The sequence below is a fragment of the Mesorhizobium sp. M6A.T.Cr.TU.014.01.1.1 genome, from assembly GCF_004022765.1.
Classification (GTDB): Bacteria; Pseudomonadota; Alphaproteobacteria; order Rhizobiales; family Rhizobiaceae; genus Mesorhizobium; species Mesorhizobium mediterraneum.
Map to the genome: position 1 here is coordinate 98,342 of NZ_RZPG01000009.1, position 17,648 is coordinate 115,989.

The following is a 17,648-nucleotide window of genomic DNA, read 5'->3' on the forward strand; positions in this document are numbered from 1 at the left end:
CAGATGCAGTATTCGACCTCCTGCATTTGTAGTATTCTGTCCTGGGGCGGTTTCCATCATGACGGTCAATGACGCTTCGAAAGCGCAGACGCTCGATGCCTTGTCGGGCCGCGAGCGCGCGGTCGCGGAAAAATTCGCAGCCGGCATGACCTATCGCGAAATCGGCAAAGCTCTTTTTATTGCCCCGACCACTGTTCGCACCCACCTTGCGGCCATCTACGAAAAACTTGGCGTGCGCACCAAGATCGGGCTCGCGGTGTATTTTGCCGGCGCTTCCGGCGCTAGCAACGGCTCGGGCCAGCACGTCGAGATCGGCCATCAAAGCGGAAAACCGCGGCTGGCGGTGATGCCGGTTAAGGGTCAGTTCGGCAAAACAAAGACCGGCGCGGATGCATTGACGCGCGCGTTGACCGCAGAGCTCGGCCGCTTCTCCCAGATCGGAATCGTCGCAGCGGCCACAATGTTCGCGCTCGCGAAGCGGCATCTCACTGTCAAGGAAATCGGCAGGACCACGGGAGCCAACTATGTCCTGGAAGTCGCGGTCCATCGCCAGGACAAGGCCACGCACGCCTTCGCGCATCTCGTGGACGCCCAGGAGGAAGTTGAGGTCTGGAGCGCAAGATACGATCTCGCCCAGCCGTCATCGCATGACGAATTGACAGGCGTGATCAGCGGAAACCTGTTCCAGGTGTTAATGAAGCACGCGGCAGGCCCGTCCGCCCTCGAGGAAGCAGTTCAGCGCCACAAGCTCTATCTGAAGGCATTTTACCACGTCGAACGGCCGACGGCGAAAGGCATGGGCGTAGCGCGGCGCCTCTGTGAAAGGCTCCTCGCTGGCGAGCCAGACCATGCCTTGATAAGAGAGACCCTTGCCTGGGTCGATTTCCACTCCTGCTTCAACGGATGGTCCAGTGAACCCATCCAGGCCTTTCGCCGGGCTGGTGATGAGGCGCGGGCCGGACTTCGTTACGATGACCGGGAAGCATGTCTGCACAGTGCTCTCGGATTGGCCGAGACTTATCTCGGAAACTTGCAGACAGGCCTTGGTTGCCTGCGGCGGGCCATCGCACTCAATCCGAACGATGCAGAGTGCCGTACCTGGCTGGGAATCGGGCTGACTTACGCCGGAGATCTCGAAGGCGCACAGGCAGCTTTCGCGCGGGCCAACCTTCTCAGTCCGGATTATCATCCGATCTTTCTGTTCAGGGGCGATGCCGAATACGCCGCGGGGAACTATGACGCCGCGACTACCTCGTTTGATCGATTTCTGATGGTCCTGCCTGAATACCACTGGGCACGGCTCCTGCGGGCTGCATCATACGTCGGGATAGGCGATCTCAAGTCTGCCCGGAAAGACGTGTCGTTCGTCTCGCGCGAGTCGCCCACGTTGACCGGCAAGCATGTCGATCAATTGCAGCAGGCGCGCGGTCCGGAGTTCAGGAATAAACTGTTGTCACGCCTCAGCGCCGCAGGACTGCCGTGGAAGTGACTCATCGAGAATGACATTTGCCGCATAAGGTCCGGTTCCGGGTCAACTTGCGGCCATGGCGGGCTCCAACCAGAAATCACCGCGACCGATGGAGGCTCGGCTCGTATCGATCTGGGATTATTTAGACCACCTCGCGACCCAAGTTCCGGGCCGCATTTATGCAACTTTGACCCTTATTGATCAGCGATCCTGCCCCAGGACATCCATTTCGAAACGGAACAATGCGCCGCATCCACGCCGTTCAGCGATCAGATCGCCGATCTCGGAACCTGCCCTTTCATTCAGATGCAGTATTCGACCTCCTGCATTTGTAGTATTCTGTCCTGGGGCGGTTTCCATCATGACGGTCAATGACGCTTCGAAAGCGCAGACGCTCGATGCTTTGTCGGGCCGCGAGCGCGCGGTCGCGGAAAAATTCGCAGCCGGCATGACCTATCGCGAAATCGGCAATGCACTTTTCATTGCCCCGACCACTGTTCGCACCCACCTTGCGGCCATCTACGAAAAACTTGGGGTGCGCACCAAGATCGGGCTTGCGGCGCATTTTGCCGGCGCTTCCGGCGCTCGGCCGGACGGGCTATCACTCCCGTCGGACGCTCCGCCAGTGCTCGCCATATTCCCGATCGAATGCCTCAATTCCGAAGAGCGTTGGCGCCGCTTTGCCGACGGCCTGTCGTCGGACATCACCATCGACCTGGCACGTTACGCGGGCTTGCCTGTCATCGCCTTCCACACGATGAAATCGCTGGGCAGCAAGCCGGCCGATTTCGCGGCGGACGGCAAGGCGCTCGGCGTCACCTATTTCGTATCGGGCCAGTTGCGCGCCGACGACCAGAGGATTCGCTTGACGATAGAGCTTGCCGATGCACGCAGCGGCGTCAGCCTGTGGAGGGAGCGCTACGACCGCCCGGTCGAGGACATTTTCGCGCTGCAGGATAGCCTGACCGAAAGCATCATCAATGTGTTCGCCGGCAGTTACGGAACGCTTGCCACCGTCGGCCGCAATGCGGTTCGCCGCAAGCCGCCGGCCAGCTTGCGGGCCTATGACTGTTATCTGCTTGGCGTCGAACAGCACACCACGTTCAGCCGCGCCGGCAATGCCGAGGCGATCCGCCTGTTTTCACGCGCGCTGGAGCTTGACCCTACTTTCGCCAACTGCTGGGCCGAGCTCGCCTATGCCTATTCGGTCGAGGCCTGCAACGGCTTTGGCGACGACGTGCTGACGTCGATCGAGAACTGGCGGACGGCGGCCGAAAACGCCTTGCGCCTCGACCCGACGGACAGCTGCGCTCACGCATGCCTTGGCAATGTCAGGGCATGCCTTGGCGATCTCGAAGGAGCGGAGCGCGCGCACCGGCGCGCTCTCGAATACGGCTCCAACCACGCCGGCATACTGCCGCTGCTGGCGGGCAGCAAGGCGCTTGTCGTCGGCGATCCGGCCGAGGCGATCCCGCTCATCGAGCGTGCCATGCGTCTCAATCCACTGGCCCCGCCCTGGTATTTCGGCATGCAAGGTCGCATCCTGTTCGTCGCCGGCAGGCACGACGAAGCCATCGCGGCGCTCCGCAGGAGTTCGCCGGAGTCGCCGGACGTGCTGATGTTCCTGGCGCTTTCACATGCGGCCATGGGCGAGGCCAGCGAGACGGCGCGCGCCGCGGCCCGCTTGAGAGCCGAATTTCCAGGCTTTTCGGTCGAACGCTTCATCGCAGGCTATCCCGTGATCAACCGGGACGCGTTGCTTGCTATCCGCCACGCTGCCGGACTGGCGAAGCTGCCGTAGACCCCTACCGGTCGATCGTCACCATGACGCGTTCGTTGTAGCGCTCACCCGAGACCTTGCCCGGCGCCAGCGCGTCGTCGAGCGCCTGCATTGCGGCGGCGTCGAGCTTGATCGCTGCGGCGGCGACGTTCTCCTCGAGGTACTTTCTGCGCTTGGTGCCGGGGATCGGCACGATGTCCAGCCCGAAGTCGCTACCCTTGTGCAGCAGCCAGGTCAGCGCGATCTGGCCCGGCTTGACGCCCTTGGCCGCCGCTATGTCGCGGACAATCCCGGCCGCCTGCACATTGGCGTCGTAGTTGGCGCCTTGGTAGCGCGGGTCGCCACGGCGGAAGTCGCCTTCCGGATAGTCCTCGGCGCGCTTGACGTCGCCGGTGAGAAAGCCGCGGCCAAGCGGCGCGAACGGCACCAGGCCGATGCCGAGTTCACTGAGCAGCGGGATGATCTCCGGTTCCAGATTGCGTTCCCACAGCGAATATTCGCTCTGCACAGCCGACACCGGATGCACGGCATGTGCGCGGCGGATGTTGGCGGCGCCGGCCTCCGACAGGCCGAAGTAACGCACCTTGCCTTCAGCGATCAGTTTGCCAACAGCACCCGCCACATCCTCGATCGGCACCGCCGGGTCGACGCGGTGCTGGTAGAGCAGGTCGATATGGTCGGTGGCGAGCCGGCTGAGCGAGCCTTCCACCGCCTCTCGGATATGCTCGGGCCGGCTGTCGCGGTCGGTGCCGATTTGCTTGCCGTTTTCGATACGGAAGCCGAATTTGGTGGCGATCGTCACCTCGTCGCGCCGGCCCTTCAGGGCGCGGCCGAGCAATGCCTCATTGGTGTGCGGGCCATAGACTTCCGCCGTATCGAGGAAGGTGCAGCCGAGCTCGATGGCGCGATGCAGTGTGGCGATCGATTCCGCCTCGTCGGCCGGGCCGTAGGACTGGCTCATGCCCATGCAGCCGAGGCCGATCACCGATACCTGCAGCCCCTGGCTGCCCAGCTTGCGTGTGCTCAAGGTCATGGAAGAGATCTCCGGAAAAGCGTCAGGTTCGTGTGCGTCAGGACGATATAGAGCGTTCGCTTAGTTTCCACAGTCGCCCGGCTGAGGGCCAAGCGCACGATCGCGTGAGCCGAAGAGGATCACCGTCAGCCTTTCCTGGCAACCAGCAGCAAAGGCTCACGCTCCGGCGTCGTCACCGAAAAGCCGGACGGGCCGACCGTGTCGAAGAAGCGGTGGAATATCTCGATGAAGACCCGCACGAAGAGCGGCTTTGCCGAACCGTACATGTCGGCGACGATCAGTGTCGGTGGCGGCAATTCGTCGAAGATCGGTTTTCGAACGATCTCGTCGCCATCGGCGGTGGCCCGGCCGATCGGCCGCATGTTGAGGATGGCCATGCCGAAGCCCGAGGCGACCGCCGAGCGGACCGTCTCGTAGGAGCGCGTGCGAAAGCGCACCTCCGGTCGTTTGGCCAGCACGTCAAACAAGGTCAGGAGATAGGTTGCGGTGTGCGGCAGATCGAGCAGGACCAGCGGCCGCTCCGCCAGTTCCGCCAGCCAGATGCCGTCGCGCACGGCGAGGGGATCATCGGCATTGAGCACGGCGTGCGCCGGCACCTTGCAGATGCGGGTGACGCTGTCGATGCCGATCGGCCCGATGTCGTAGAGAATGGCCAGGTCGATCTGGCCGGCGACAAGCCGTTCCTGAAGCTGGACCTGGTCGGCCTCGACCAGGTCGATCTCGACATCGCCGACGCTATCGAGATAGCCGCGCAGCATTTCCGGCATGAATAGCGCGCCGAACGGCTCGAAACAACCGATGCGCAGGACTTTCGGCACGCGGCCGCTGAGATCGCCGATCGACCGGTTGAACTCGGTTTCCGCCGCCAGCATGACGCGGGCTGCTGCGACGAAGCGTTGGCCTGCCGGCGTGATGGAGACGCCGCGCGCCGGCCGCCTGTCGAAAATACGCGCCCCCATCTCGGCCTCGGCCAAGGTGATCGCCGCCAGGATGGAGGATTGCGAGATGTAGAGCGACTTGGAGGCCGCCAGCACGCTGCCGAGACGGGCGACCTCGCAGACATAGCGCAATTGCCGGACGGTCAGGTTCATAGAAAATCCAATTGTTGCATTTAATAGCGCATGTTACTCGCAATAATACATTTTGTGGAAATGCAGAAACCCGCCAGACTGCCTCTGCTGACAAGGCTGCCGAAAGAGTGGCCATGGAACGAGGGGTTCGAACTGCATGCCGAATGGGATATCTCCCATTGCCGACGCCGATGATCTGTGCCGCCTGAGCGCCGCGGAGCTTAACGCTGCCTATCGCGCTGGATCGCTATCGCCCGTCGAGGTGACGATGGCGGCGCTTGCTCGCGCCGAAGCGATCAATCCGCTTTTCAACGCCTTCACCATGATCGACCGCAAGGCTGCGATCAAGGCCGCCGGCGCCTCCGAAAAACGCTGGCGGGCAGGCGAGCCGCTGTCCGCCGCCGACGGCATACCCACGACGCTCAAAGACATCGTCTGGGTCGAGGGCTGGAGCGTTCGCTATGGCAGCAGGACCACGCCGGCTGCGCCTTGCGACAGGGATGCGCCCGCCGTTGCCCTGCTGCGCCGAGCGGGCGCTGTCTTCATTGGACAGACGACGACGCCCGAATTCGGCTGGAAGGCGATCACCGACAGCGGGCTTTGCGGCATCACGCGCAATCCCTGGAATGCCGAAAAGACGCCCGGCGGTTCTTCCGGCGGCGCGGCGGTGGCGGCCGCCACCGGAGCCGGCGTCTTCCACCTCGGCACCGATGGCGGCGGATCGATCCGTATCCCGGCCTCCTTCACCGGCATCGCCGGACTGAAGCCGACCTTCGGCCGCGTGCCGGCCTATCCGTCGAGCGCGTTTGGAACCGTCGCCCATATCGGGCCGATGGCGCGGACCGCGCAGGATCTTTCCGTCATGACGCAGGCGATGTCCGGTCGCGATCTCAGCGACTGGCAGCAAGGCGCGGGAACGCTGGCGCCGCTTGGCCGGATCGAGGCGACGCTGCAAGGAGCCCGGGTCGGCTACTGGTCGAAGCCGCTATCCGGCGTGCTGGATGAAGAGATTGCCGCCGCCGTGTCCCACGCGCTGACGTATTTCAGCGCGTTTGGCGCGACGGTCGAACCCATTGATCTCCCCGGCGGCGATCTGCTCGATCTTTTCCAATACCACTGGTTCACCGGTGCCGCTGCGCGTCTGGCGCTGATCCCTGAGAACGAACGGGCAGGGATCGATCCGGGCTTCCTGGAGATCGCACGGGCCGGGGCGGCGTTCGACGCCAAGGCACTGGTCGCCGCACAGTTACAGCGCGGCGAATTCGGCGCCGCCATGGATCGGCTGCTCGACACCTATGACTTCATCGTTTCGCCGGGAGCATCGATCCCGGCCTTCGACGTCGGGCTTGAAGTTCCCTCGGGCAGCGGCCTGTCGCGCTGGACCGAATGGGCAGCATTCAGCTATCCAATCAATCTCAGCCAGCAACCGGCCTGCGTCATCCCTTGCGGCATGACGGCGGCGGGCCTGCCGGTCGGCTTCCAGATCGTCGGTGCGCGTGGCGACGATGCCCAAGTGCTTTCCGCGGCGGCCGACCTGGAAGCCGCCTTTCGGCCCCTGACGCAAGCGTTTCGCCTGAAGGATTTCGCCTAATCTATTTCGCATAAAGAACAGACCGTAACCGACGACAAAAAAGGGGAATTTTGCCATGATCAACAGACGTGCAATGCTGCAAGGGGTGGTCGGCGCGGGAGCTGGCGCTGCTCTTCTTGCCGACATGAACAATGCGGCGATCGCCCAGGACGCTACCCCCATTCCGGTCGGCTCGGCCCTGCCGATGTCCGGCATCGCCGCCGCCGACGGTATCGAGTTCAAGAACGGCCTCGACCTCGCCGCCGAGGAGATCAATGCGGCGGGCGGCATTCTCGGCCGGCCTGTCGAGATCCACATCGAAGACACCAAGGAAATGGGCGCCGATCTGGTCAGCCAGTCGATGCAGCGCCTGATCGATCGTTTCACCGCCCCGGTCATCATCAACGGCTACAATCTCGGCACCAACATGATCGAGATGGACGTCGCCGCCGACAATGACGTCATCATGATGCACTACAACACGCTGATTTCGCACAATGAGAAGTTCAAGACCGACCCGGCCCGCTACTACAGTTCCTTCCAGGGCGATCCGCCGGAATTCTGGTATGGTCCCGGCTGCCTGAATTTTCTCAAGACGCTAGCCGCGGACGGCAAATGGAAGGCGCCGAACAAGAAGATCGCCATCATCCCGTCGGCCAATGAATATTCGATCGTCATCGCCAATGCGATCCGCGACAAGGCCGCCGAATATGGATTCGAGGTTAGCCTGTTCGAGACGGTTCCGTTCCCGACCAACCAGTGGGGTCCGACACTGGCGAAGCTCCGGCAGGATCCGCCGGCGGCGATCCTGGTCACGCATTTCCTGCCGCAGGACCTGGCGCAGTTCATGGTCCAGTTCCTCGCCGAGCCGATCAACAGTCTGATCTATATGCAGTACGGGCCGTCGCTGCCCGCGTTCCGCGAGATCGGCGGCGAAGCGGTCAACGGCGTCGTCTATTCGACGGTGATCGGCTGCCTGCCGGACGATTTCTCCAAATCGTTCCGCGAGAGTTACCGGGCGAAATTTGGTCCGAACTCGGCTTACATCACCGGATCGCAGACCTATGACGGCCTATGGATGTGGGCGCTTGCGGCGGCAATCGCCGGCGGTCCGGGCGAGCCGTTCAACAAGGAGCAGACCACCAAGGTGGCCAATGCCATGAAACGCTTGGTCTATCGCGGGGTCAACGGCACCTACCGGGCCGATCCGGCGGGTCAGTCGGCGTTCTGCTACCCGACGCAGGTGGCGGATCCGTCGCTCGGCATGCCGCACCAGTTCCTGCAGCATCAGGATTACAAGACCGATCCGAAACTGATCGCGCCGGTGCTCTATGCAACGGACAGCTTCATCCTGCCGCCATGGATCAAATGAACCGGAACGTAGAAATGAAACGAACGAAACCGGCGGGCCATGGCGCCCGACCGGTTGCCATCAGGTAAACAACAGTGCCAGGCAAACGAGATGACTGAGGCCGCGGGCCCGATGCTGGTTTGTGACGGCGTCGTCAAACGGTTTGGCTCGCTGGCCGCCGTCGACGGCGTGTCGATGGTGGTCAATCCGGGCGAGATCGTCGGCATTGGCGGGCCGAACGGCGCCGGCAAGACGACTTTTTTTGATGTCGTGACCGGGATCACGCCGGCCAGCGCCGGCCGCGTGCATTTCGGCGACGCCGACATTTCAACTTTGGGAGCCGACCGCATCTGCCAGCTCGGCATGGCCCGGACCTTCCAGCTCAATGCCGCCTTCGATAGCTTGACGGTTCGCGAAAACATCGAGATCGCCGCCTATTTCGGCCGCCAGCGGCGCAGGCTGGCCGGCTTCCGCCTCGGCGAGGATGTCCGGCAGGCAACAATGGAGGCGCTGGATTTCGTCGGACTTGCGGGCAAGGCTGAAGAGACCGTGGCGCGGCTGCCGGTGCTCGACCGCAAGCTCCTGATGATCGCCGGTGCCATCGCCACCAAGCCGAAGATGCTGTTCCTCGACGAGCCGGTCGGCGGGCTCAACGTCGCCGAGATCGACCAGATCATGGCGATGGTGCTGAAATTGCGCGATCAGGGACTGACTATCGTGCTGATCGAGCATGTCATGCGCTTTCTCCTGGCGCTGTCCAGCCGCGTCATCATCATGCACCACGGCAAGGTGATCTTCGAGGGCAGGCCGGACAAGGTGGCCGAGGACCAGACCGTCGTCGAAACCTATCTGGGACAAGGCACGCAGAAGCGGCTGAAGAAATTCTTCGACGACCGGGCCGCAACGAGCCCGGTCGAGGGAGCGCAATGACGAGCGCAGCCGCCAAACCGCCCGTCCTGCAGCTCGACGCCATCGTCTCCGGCTATGACGGCCTTGAGGTGCTCAAGGGCATTTCGCTGACCGTCCGTGCCGGAGAATTCGTCACCGTCGTCGGCCCGAACGGCCATGGCAAATCGACGCTTCTCAAGACGATCTCCGGCCTCGTGCCGCTACGCGGCGGGCAGATCAGCATCGACGGCCAGCGCCTGTCCGGAAAGCCACACGAAACGGCGATGCTGGGCGTCGCCCACGTGCCGCAGGGCGACATGCTGTTTGCGCAGATGAGCGTGCTCGAAAACCTGCTGATGGGCGCCTATCTGGCGCCCGACAAGGCCGAGATCAAGCGCCGGCTGGACGAGGTCTACACGCTTTTGCCGAAGCTCGCCGACCGCCGCGACCAGGTCGCCTCGAGCCTGTCCGGCGGCGAACGGCGCATGGCCGGCATCGGCCGCGGCCTGATGATGGGCGGGCGCATCCTGCTGATCGACGAGCCGTCGCTCGGGCTGGCGCCGCTGATCATCGACCAGGTTTACGGCGTCATTGCCGAACTGAGCAAAGCCGGCCGGACGATCCTCCTCGTCGAGGAGAACCCGGCGCGGGTCGAGGACCTCGCCGACCGCCTGCATCTGCTCGACGACGGCGCTATCGTCTGGTCGGGCAAGCCCGCCGAACTGATGGCGCGAGACGAGCTCCTCGCAACCTACCTTGGAGGCTGACGCCATGACCGACGTTCTCATGGCCATTCTTGTCGCCGGCTTCACGTCCGGCGCGCTCTATGCCCTGGCGACGGTCGGGCTGTCGCTGGTCTGGGGCTCGATGGGCATGCTCAACATGGCCCATGCGGCGATGCTGACGCTTGGCGGCTATGTCGCCTTCACGGTGATCACCTCGCTCGGCCTGCCGATCGCTATCGGCTTTGCCGGCGCCATCCTTGTGGGGGCCGCGGCCGGTGCGATCCTTTATTTTGCGATCGTGCGCAATCTGTTGAAGAACGACAAGTCGACGTTCGAAGCCAACGTCATGATCGCCACGGTCGGCATCGGCATTGCGCTGGAGAATGCGATCCTGCTGACCTATGGTGGACAGCCGCTGAAGCAGCCGGTCTCGATCGCCGGCGCCTTTCGCCTCGGGCCGCTGACGCTGCCCTGGCAGAACCTTTTGATCATCGCGGTCGTCGTCGTCATGATGGTGGTGGTCTCGCTGGCGCTCGGCCGCACGCGGATGGGTCGTGCAATCCGGGCGACGGCGCAGAACCGCGATGCGGCCCAGCTCATGGGCGTCGCCGTCAACCGCGTCTATCTGCAGGTGCTGATGCTGTCCGGCGCGCTCGCCGGCATCTGCGGCGTCATGGTCTCGTCGATGACGCAATTGTCACCGCCGCTCGGCAACGATCCGATGCTGAAAGCCTTCATCATGTGCGTCGTCGCCGGCCTCGGCAATCTGCCGGGCGCGGTCGCCGCCGCGCTTGGCCTGGCGCTGCTCGAATCCTTCGTCCAGTACGCGCTTGGCGCCCGCTGGGGCTTTCCGTCGCTGCTGTTCGTGGTCATTGCCGTGCTGATCTGGCGGCCGTCCGGCCTCTTCGGCCGCGCCGAAATCCGGCGCATGTGAGGGCATCATGACAGACACCAGATCCATGTCGCGCATGTCCCGCTCAGCCAGGACCGATCTTGCCATCAGCCTGGTGCTGATCGCTGCGGCGGTTGCGCTGCCCTTCATGATCGACAGCCGCTACATCCTCGGCCAGATCGTGCTGGCGCTGTTTTATGCAACGATCGCATCGCAGTGGAATCTTTTGTTCGGCTTCTCCGGCATCTTCTCGCTGGCCCAAATGGCGATCTTTGCCTTCGGCGGCTACGCGACCGCGATGCTCTGCTTCTATTTCGGCTGGAACGTCTGGGCGGCCCTTGTGCCCGGCGCGCTCGGCGCCGTGCTGTTCTCGCTCGTCGTTGGCCTGGCCTGCCTGCGGCTGACTGGCGTCTATGTGGCGCTGCTGACCCTAGCGATTGCCCAGACGATGTATCTGCTGATCGTCACCGACACCGAGTGCTTCGTCATGGTTGGCTCGGTCTGCCGCCAGTTCACCGGCGGCGCCGTCGGCTTTGCCCGGTTCGGCGATCTTGGCACCAGGGCCTTGCTGAGAGCGCAGTGGCTGGTCGGCAACTATGCGATCATCGCGGTGCTGTTCGGCATCACCATGGTCTTCACTTACGCGATCGTCAAAAGCCCGATCGGGCTTGCCTTCCGGGCGCTCAAGGACAATCCGGGCTATGCGGTGGCGCGTGGCGTCAACCGGTTCCAGGCGCAGCTTCTCGTCTTCGGGATTTCTGCCTTCTTCACCGGGCTTGCCGGCGGTTTCTATGCCGCGCATTTCCAGGCGATCGGCCCCGGCGTGCTGTCGATGTCGCAGCTGATGTTCATCATCGCCATCGTCGTGGTCGGCGGTGTCGGCACGTTCTGGGGACCGCTTGTCGGCACCGTGGTGCTGGTCCTGGCCGACGAGCTGATGCGCGAGAGCGGCGAGTTCCGCACGCTCGGCCTCGGCCTGATCATCGCCCTGTCGGTGGTGCTGATGCCGAAGGGGCTGGTCGGCCGCTTTGGCGATCTGGTCCGCTGGCTGACGCGCAAGCGCAGCGGCCCAACGAACAGCAAGCCAGTAGTGAGCAACATTCTGCAAAGCCCGGCTGCGGCCGGAAAATGAGAGACCGACGATGTTCGACACGATCATAGTGGGTGCCGGCTCGGCCGGCTGCGTGCTGGCAAACCGGCTCAGCGCCGATCCTGGCCGCAAGGTGCTACTGCTGGAGGCGGGACGCGAAGCGCCGCTCGCCTCGGACGTGCCGTCGGACTGGCCGACCATGTTCAACACCGCCGTCGATTGGGGCTATTACACAGAGGCGCAGGTCGGCTGCCGCGGCAGGCGGGTGTTCTGGCCGCGCGGCAAGATGATCGGCGGTTCCGGCGCGCTGAACGCGATGATCTATATTCGCGGCCTGCCGTCCGACTATGATGGCTGGGCCGCCATGGGCTGCCCCGGCTGGGCCTGGAAAGACGTGCTGCCGGTGTTCAAGGCCAGCGAAAGCAATGCCGAGCTTGGCAATGATCCGCTGCACGGCGCCAACGGGCCGCTGCATATCGGCAATGTCGGGCATGTCGATCCCAACGAGCTCGCCTGGATCGAGGCCTGCAAGGCCGCCGGCTACCAGCACAATCGCGATTTCAACGGCGTCGAGCAGGAAGGCGTCGGCCTCTTCCAGTTCACCATCAAGGACGGCGAACGCTGGGGCACAGGCAAAGCCTATCTGCGCCCGGCGCGGCAACGTCCCAACCTCACGGTGAAAACCGGGGTGCTGGCGACGGGCCTGATCGTCGAGAAGGGCCGGGCCAAAGGCATCCGCTATCTGGTCAACGGCGTGCCGGAGACTGCTTTTGCCGACAGCGAGGTGGTGCTGTCGTCGGGCTCGATCGGCAGCTGCCAGCTGATGCTGCTTTCCGGCATCGGCCCGGCCGACGAACTCAGGAGCGTCGGCGTCGATCCCGTCCACGATCTGCCGGGCGTCGGCAAGGATCTGCAGGACCATATCAACATTCCGATCACCTTCTACACCAAGGACAAGATCGGCGTCGGCGCCTGGACCGACGAGACGCTGCAGCGCGATTTTGCGGAGTGGCAGACATCGCGCAGCGGCCCGCGCTCCTCACCCTGGGTGGCGGCCGGCGGCTTCGTCAGGAGCCGACCGGATGTCGAACCGGACCTGCAGCTTTATGGCGCCATCAGCCCGCATCGCGACTATGTGCGGTTCCTGTCGTCGAAGCCCGGCATCACGCTGCACACCACGCTGCAGCGGCCTGACAGCCGCGGCGAGATCCGCCTGCGCTCGGCCAATCCCATCGAATATCCGGCGATCGACCCGCGTTACTTCGCCAGCGACGAGGACGGCTCGGATATCGCCACGCTGGTAGAGGGCATTCGCATCAGCCGCCGGATCGCGGCGCAGTCGCCACTCAAAGAAATGCTGGTCGGGGAAATCACGCCAAGCGCCGAATGCGAAAGCGATGCCGAGATCGCTGAGTACATTCGCGGCCACTGCACGACGCTCTATCACCCGACCAGCACCTGCCGGATGGGCACCGATAAAATGGCTGTCGTCGACCCAGCGTCGATGAAGGTGCACGGGCTGGACGGGCTTTGCATCGCCGACGCTTCGGTCTTTCCAAAAATGGTCTCGGGCAACACCAACGCGCCGACGATCATGATCGCCGAACGCGCCGCATCGATGATCCTGGCAGGGTAGGAGGCCATACATGGCGACGGGTTGGAATTTCCACGAACTCTATCTCTGGCACGAGACCGGCAATGCCGCGCTGTTCTTTCAGCCGAGCCTGACCATCGAGCCGGGCGAGCATGCCGAGAATGCCGCGACCAAACGCCGGTTCCGCAACCTGATGGAGGTTTCAGGCCTCACTGAAAAGCTGTCGAAGATCGCCTCGGTCGCGGTGAGCGAGGATGATCTGGCGCTGTTCCACGATCGCGACTACATCCGCCGCGTCAAGACGCTCAGCGACGAGCGCGGCGGCGATGCGAGCTATCTTACCCCTTTTGGCCATGGCAGCTATGAGATCGCCTGCCTGGCGGCCGGCGGCACCGCTGCGGTGATGGATGCGGTGCTGAGCGGCGATATCAACAATGGCTACGCGCTGGCGCGGCCGCCCGGTCATCATGCCGAACGCGCGCAAGGCCTGGGCTTTTGCCTGTTCGGCAATGTTCCGGTCGCTATCCTGAAGAACCGGGCCAAACATGGCTTCGAGCGGGTCGCCACCGTCGACTGGGACGTCCATCACGGCAACGGCACCCAGTCGGCCTTCTACGCGGATCCGTCCGTGCTGACGATCTCGATCCACCAGGAGGGGCTTTATCCGCCCGATAGCGGCTTCCACAAGGAACGCGGCGAGGGCAGGGGCGAGGGCTACAACATCAACGTGCCGCTGCCGGCCGGATGCGGCCACGGCGCCTACATGTCGGTATTCGAACGCATCGTGCTGCCGGCGCTCACTCGTTACAAGCCTGACTTGATCGTCGTGCCATCGGGCTTCGATGCATCGGCGGCCGATCCGCTGGGGCGCATGATGCTGCATAGCGGCAGCTACCGCGAGATGACGCGGCTGCTGATGCAGGCGGCGGACGATCTCTGCGGCGGGCGGCTGATGATGTCACATGAAGGCGGTTATTCGGCCGCCTACGTGCCCTATTGCGGGCTGGCGGTGATGGAGCAATTATCGGGCATCAGGACTGAAATAGACGACCCGTTCCTGCCGGTCTTCGAAGCCTATGCGGGCCAGCACCTGCAGCCGCACCAGGCGGCCGCCATCGCCAGGGCGGAGGAATTGGTGGGCGGCATCGGATAGTGGATGTGAGTAGTTCCGGGAGCGCTCATCGCCCCGGCGCAGCTTGCCCAATGTCATGCGGCGGCGGCTTCGAAAGCTGACTCTCCCCGGCTGGCTGAGTGAAAAAGGTGGCCTGATCATCCCAAATTGACACGACAGCCGGTCTCGGCCATCCTTATGCTCGCCGCGTTTTCCTGCGGCAGCGTGTGTGTGAGCGAGTTATGGCCAGTTCCGTCACCAGCCAGAAATCCAAGCGCGCCGCGGTGCGCAAGGCGCTCGACCGTCACAAGGTCTATATCACCGCACAGAGCTTCTCCGCCGGCGCCTACAAAGCGCGTGTCCTCGTCGACGGCGAGGCCTACTGGGTCGACGAATTCCGGCTGAGCCAGCTCCAGCAGGGTCTGTCGCCGGCCGAGCTCGAATTGACGCCGGCCGCCGACGATTGAGCTGTGTGAGGCACGACATCGGCCCGCCGCATGCTGACAAAATGATTCAAGCGATGTGGGTCAAGTCCTTGTTTTTGCGCAGCCGACGCATCCCGCCTGGCATGCGGACATGACCCCAAAACTCAAGGCCTATCGCGCCAAGCGCGAATTCACGAAGACGCCGGAGCCCGTTGGCGGGCTGGTTGCCGGAGAAGGCAACCGCTTCGTCGTGCACAAGCATCACGCCACCGCCGACCACTATGATTTGCGTTTGCAAGTCGGCGATGTGCTGAAGAGCTGGGCGGTGCCTCGCGGCCCGTCGCTCAATCCCGCCGACAAGCGGTTGGCGGTCGAGACCGAGGACCATCCGCTCGAATATATCGACTTCGAAGGCGTCATTCCCGCGGGCGAATATGGCGGCGGGCCGATGATCGTCTGGGACACCGGCGTCTGGGCGCCGATGGAGGATGTCGAAAAGAGTTTGCGCACCGGTTCCTTCAAGTTCCGACTGGCCGGCGAGAAACTGAATGGCGGTTGGATGCTGGCGCGGCTGAAACCGAAGCCCGGCGAGGATGAGGGCAAAAAGAACTGGCTGCTGTTCAAGGAGCGCGATCTCGCCGCCGACGCCAAGCTCGACATACTGGAAGCCCGGCCGGAAAGCGTCAAATCGGGACGGCGCATCGAGGAGCTGGTGGCAACGCCGAAGCCTGCCGCAAGGCCTGTGAAACCGGTCGTGCTGAAGCCCGGCGCTTTGCCGGGCGCCGTCAAGGCGCCGGCGCCCGCCCGCATCGAGCCACAGCTGGCGACGCAGGTTCCGAAGCCTCCGGGCAGTGAACACCCCGCGGAAAAAACGCGCGAAGTCTGGCTGCACGAGATCAAGTTCGACGGCTACCGCACCATGGCGCATCTGGCTAAGGGTGAGGTGCGGCTGATCACCCGCGCCGGCATCGATTGGACCAAGCGCTATGGCGACCTGCCGCATGCCTTCGCCAGGCTGCCCTGTCGCGAGGCTGTTATCGACGGTGAGATCGTCGTGCTCGACGCCAAGGGCATCAGCCGCTTTGCCCTTTTGCAGGACGCGCTGGCCGAAGGCGCCGGCAACAAGCTGCACTTCTATGCCTTCGACCTGTTGTATCTCGACGGCTGGGACCTGAGAAAAGCGCCGCTCGGCCGGCGCAAGGCGTTGCTGTCGCAATTGCTGTCCGGCTTGGGCGCCAATTCCGCCATCCAGTTCAGCGATCACGTCGAAGGCGACGGGCAGGGGCTCTATGACCAGGCCTCCGAACTGGGGCTGGAAGGCGTCGTCTCGAAACGCGCCACGGCAACCTACCAGAGCGGCCGCACCAAGACCTGGACCAAGACCAAGGCGCTCAAGTCCGACGACTTCGTCATCGCCGGCTACACCACCTCCGACGCGGCCGAGGGGCTGGCGGCGCTAGGCATGGCCGAATTCGAGGACGGCGAATTGCATTATCGCGGCAAGGTCGGCACCGGCTTCGATGCCGCGACAGCAGGCGAATTGTTGGCCCGGCTGGAGCCGCTGCGCGCCGGCGCGTCGGCGCCCGAAGGGGTTCCGCGCGAGATCATGCGCGAGATGAACTGGGTGCGGCCGCTGCTCTCGGCCCGCATCCACTATGCCAACCGCACAGCAGACAATGCGCTGCGCCACGGCGTGTTCCGCGGGCTCAGGGATGTCGGCCTGTCGACGCCGGTTTCGGCCAAGCGCAAGCGGCTGATCGCTGAGGCCGACCTCGCCACGATCTGGGTGACCAACCCGACGCGGCGGCTGTTCGGCAAGACCGGACCGACCAAGCTCGATATTGCCGTCTACTACGCGCTGGTCGGCGACTTCATGCTGCCGCATATTCTCGGCCGCCCGGTGTCGCTGGTGCGCTGCCCGACCGGCAAGCCGCAGGACTGTTTCTTCCAGCGCCATGCCTTCACCGGCATGCCGCCTTCGGTCGTCACATTCGAGGCGACCAATTCCGAGGGCGAGACCAAGTCCTATCTGTCGGTCGAGGGCGCCAAGGGCTATCTGGCGCTGGCGCAGTTCGGCGTCGTCGAGTTCCATACCTGGGGCACCCACCGCACGCGGCTCGACAAGCCCGACCTGATCGTTTTCGACCTCGACCCCGGCGAGGGCATCGCCTGGCGCGAGGTGGTCGAGGCGGCAGTGCATATCAAGGGCGAGCTGGAGGCGATGGGGCTGGTGCCGTTCGCCAAAACCTCGGGCGGCAAGGGCATCCACATATCAGTGCCGGTGACGCAGAAACAGAACTGGAAGAAGCTACACCAGGCGACCAGCGCCATTTCTTCGGCGGTGGCCGCCTCCGCGCCCGACACGTTCACCACCACCATGGGCAAGGACAACCGCAAGCGGCGCATCTTCATCGACTACCACCGCAATGCGCGCGGCCACACCTCGGCGGCACCTTACTCGCTGCGCGCCCGCACAAACCTGCCGGCCTCGACGCCAGTGAGCTGGTCCGATCTGGAATCCATCGACGCTCCGGAAGATTTGAATTATTCTTCGCTGCCGGGCCTTCTGGCCACCTCCGGCGATCCCTGGGCCGACATGGAAGATTTCGCTAGGGATTTGCCGGTATTGTAGGTGGGATGTAGGTTTTGCG

At 63.8% G+C, this 17,648-nt stretch carries 14 protein-coding genes; 12 read left to right on the top strand and 2 right to left on the bottom strand.

The features are described from left to right. Positions 1 to 58: 58 nt before the first annotated feature. Entirely contained in the window at positions 59 to 1,489 is a 1,431-nt protein-coding gene (locus EN885_RS12350) for a LuxR C-terminal-related transcriptional regulator (RefSeq protein ID WP_128243072.1), read from the top strand. 340 nt (positions 1,490 to 1,829) lie between these two features. Next, a complete protein-coding gene (locus tag EN885_RS12355; protein ID WP_128243071.1) occupies positions 1,830 to 3,269 on the top strand; it encodes a LuxR C-terminal-related transcriptional regulator in 1,440 nt (479 codons plus the stop codon). A gap of 4 nt (positions 3,270 to 3,273) precedes the next feature. Here EN885_RS12355 and EN885_RS12360 read toward each other — a convergent pair whose 3' ends face one another. Together EN885_RS12360 and EN885_RS12365 are read right to left on the bottom strand one after the other, a co-directional pair. Beyond that, positions 3,274 to 4,281, bottom strand: coding sequence for an aldo/keto reductase (locus EN885_RS12360; RefSeq protein ID WP_128243070.1), 1,008 nt, complete (start codon positions 4,279 to 4,281; stop codon positions 3,274 to 3,276). A 125-nt stretch (positions 4,282 to 4,406) separates the two neighbouring features. Further along, positions 4,407 to 5,372: a LysR family transcriptional regulator gene (locus EN885_RS12365; protein ID WP_127293622.1), complete on the bottom strand. Its 966-nt coding sequence runs from the start codon at positions 5,370 to 5,372 to the stop codon at positions 4,407 to 4,409. A 136-nt stretch (positions 5,373 to 5,508) separates the two neighbouring features. Here EN885_RS12365 and EN885_RS12370 point away from each other — a divergent pair, with 136 nt between their 5' ends. The 10 genes from EN885_RS12370 (at position 5,509) to ligD (ending at position 17,629) form a co-directional block, all read left to right on the top strand. Beyond that, positions 5,509 to 6,942 carry an amidase gene (locus EN885_RS12370; protein WP_128243069.1) on the top strand — a complete coding sequence of 478 codons (1,434 nt, stop codon included), beginning with the start codon at positions 5,509 to 5,511 and terminating at the stop codon, positions 6,940 to 6,942. 55 nt (positions 6,943 to 6,997) lie between these two features. Beyond that, positions 6,998 to 8,293, top strand: a complete 1,296-nt coding sequence (locus tag EN885_RS12375) for an ABC transporter substrate-binding protein (RefSeq protein ID WP_126105706.1) — start codon at positions 6,998 to 7,000, stop codon at positions 8,291 to 8,293. Between the two features lie 90 nt (positions 8,294 to 8,383). After that, on the top strand, positions 8,384 to 9,202 hold the full coding sequence (locus EN885_RS12380) for an ABC transporter ATP-binding protein (protein ID WP_128243068.1): 819 nt from the start codon (positions 8,384 to 8,386) through the stop codon (positions 9,200 to 9,202). Beyond that, positions 9,199 to 9,927, top strand: coding sequence for an ABC transporter ATP-binding protein (locus tag EN885_RS12385; RefSeq protein ID WP_095482747.1), 729 nt, complete (start codon positions 9,199 to 9,201; stop codon positions 9,925 to 9,927). The genes EN885_RS12380 and EN885_RS12385 overlap by 4 nt, the downstream gene beginning before the upstream one ends. Before the next feature lie 4 nt (positions 9,928 to 9,931). After that, positions 9,932 to 10,819, top strand: coding sequence for a branched-chain amino acid ABC transporter permease (locus EN885_RS12390; protein WP_128243067.1), 888 nt, complete (start codon positions 9,932 to 9,934; stop codon positions 10,817 to 10,819). Positions 10,820 to 10,826: 7 nt separating this feature from the next. Further along, the gene (locus tag EN885_RS12395) at positions 10,827 to 11,909 is read left to right on the top strand and encodes a branched-chain amino acid ABC transporter permease (protein ID WP_128243066.1); all 1,083 of its coding nucleotides are present in this window, start codon (positions 10,827 to 10,829) and stop codon (positions 11,907 to 11,909) included. 10 nt (positions 11,910 to 11,919) lie between these two features. Further along, positions 11,920 to 13,503 (top strand): GMC family oxidoreductase N-terminal domain-containing protein, encoded by a 1,584-nt coding sequence (locus EN885_RS12400; RefSeq protein ID WP_128243065.1) that lies wholly within the window; start codon positions 11,920 to 11,922, stop codon positions 13,501 to 13,503. 10 nt (positions 13,504 to 13,513) lie between these two features. Further along, positions 13,514 to 14,614 (top strand): class II histone deacetylase, encoded by a 1,101-nt coding sequence (locus EN885_RS12405; RefSeq protein ID WP_128243064.1) that lies wholly within the window; start codon positions 13,514 to 13,516, stop codon positions 14,612 to 14,614. A 200-nt stretch (positions 14,615 to 14,814) separates the two neighbouring features. Continuing rightward, the gene (locus tag EN885_RS12410; RefSeq protein ID WP_126105712.1) at positions 14,815 to 15,039 is read left to right on the top strand and encodes a hypothetical protein; all 225 of its coding nucleotides are present in this window, start codon (positions 14,815 to 14,817) and stop codon (positions 15,037 to 15,039) included. 109 nt (positions 15,040 to 15,148) lie between these two features. Further along, on the top strand, positions 15,149 to 17,629 hold the full coding sequence (ligD, locus tag EN885_RS12415; RefSeq protein ID WP_128243063.1) for a DNA ligase D: 2,481 nt from the start codon (positions 15,149 to 15,151) through the stop codon (positions 17,627 to 17,629). The last annotated feature ends 19 nt before the right edge of the window (positions 17,630 to 17,648 follow it).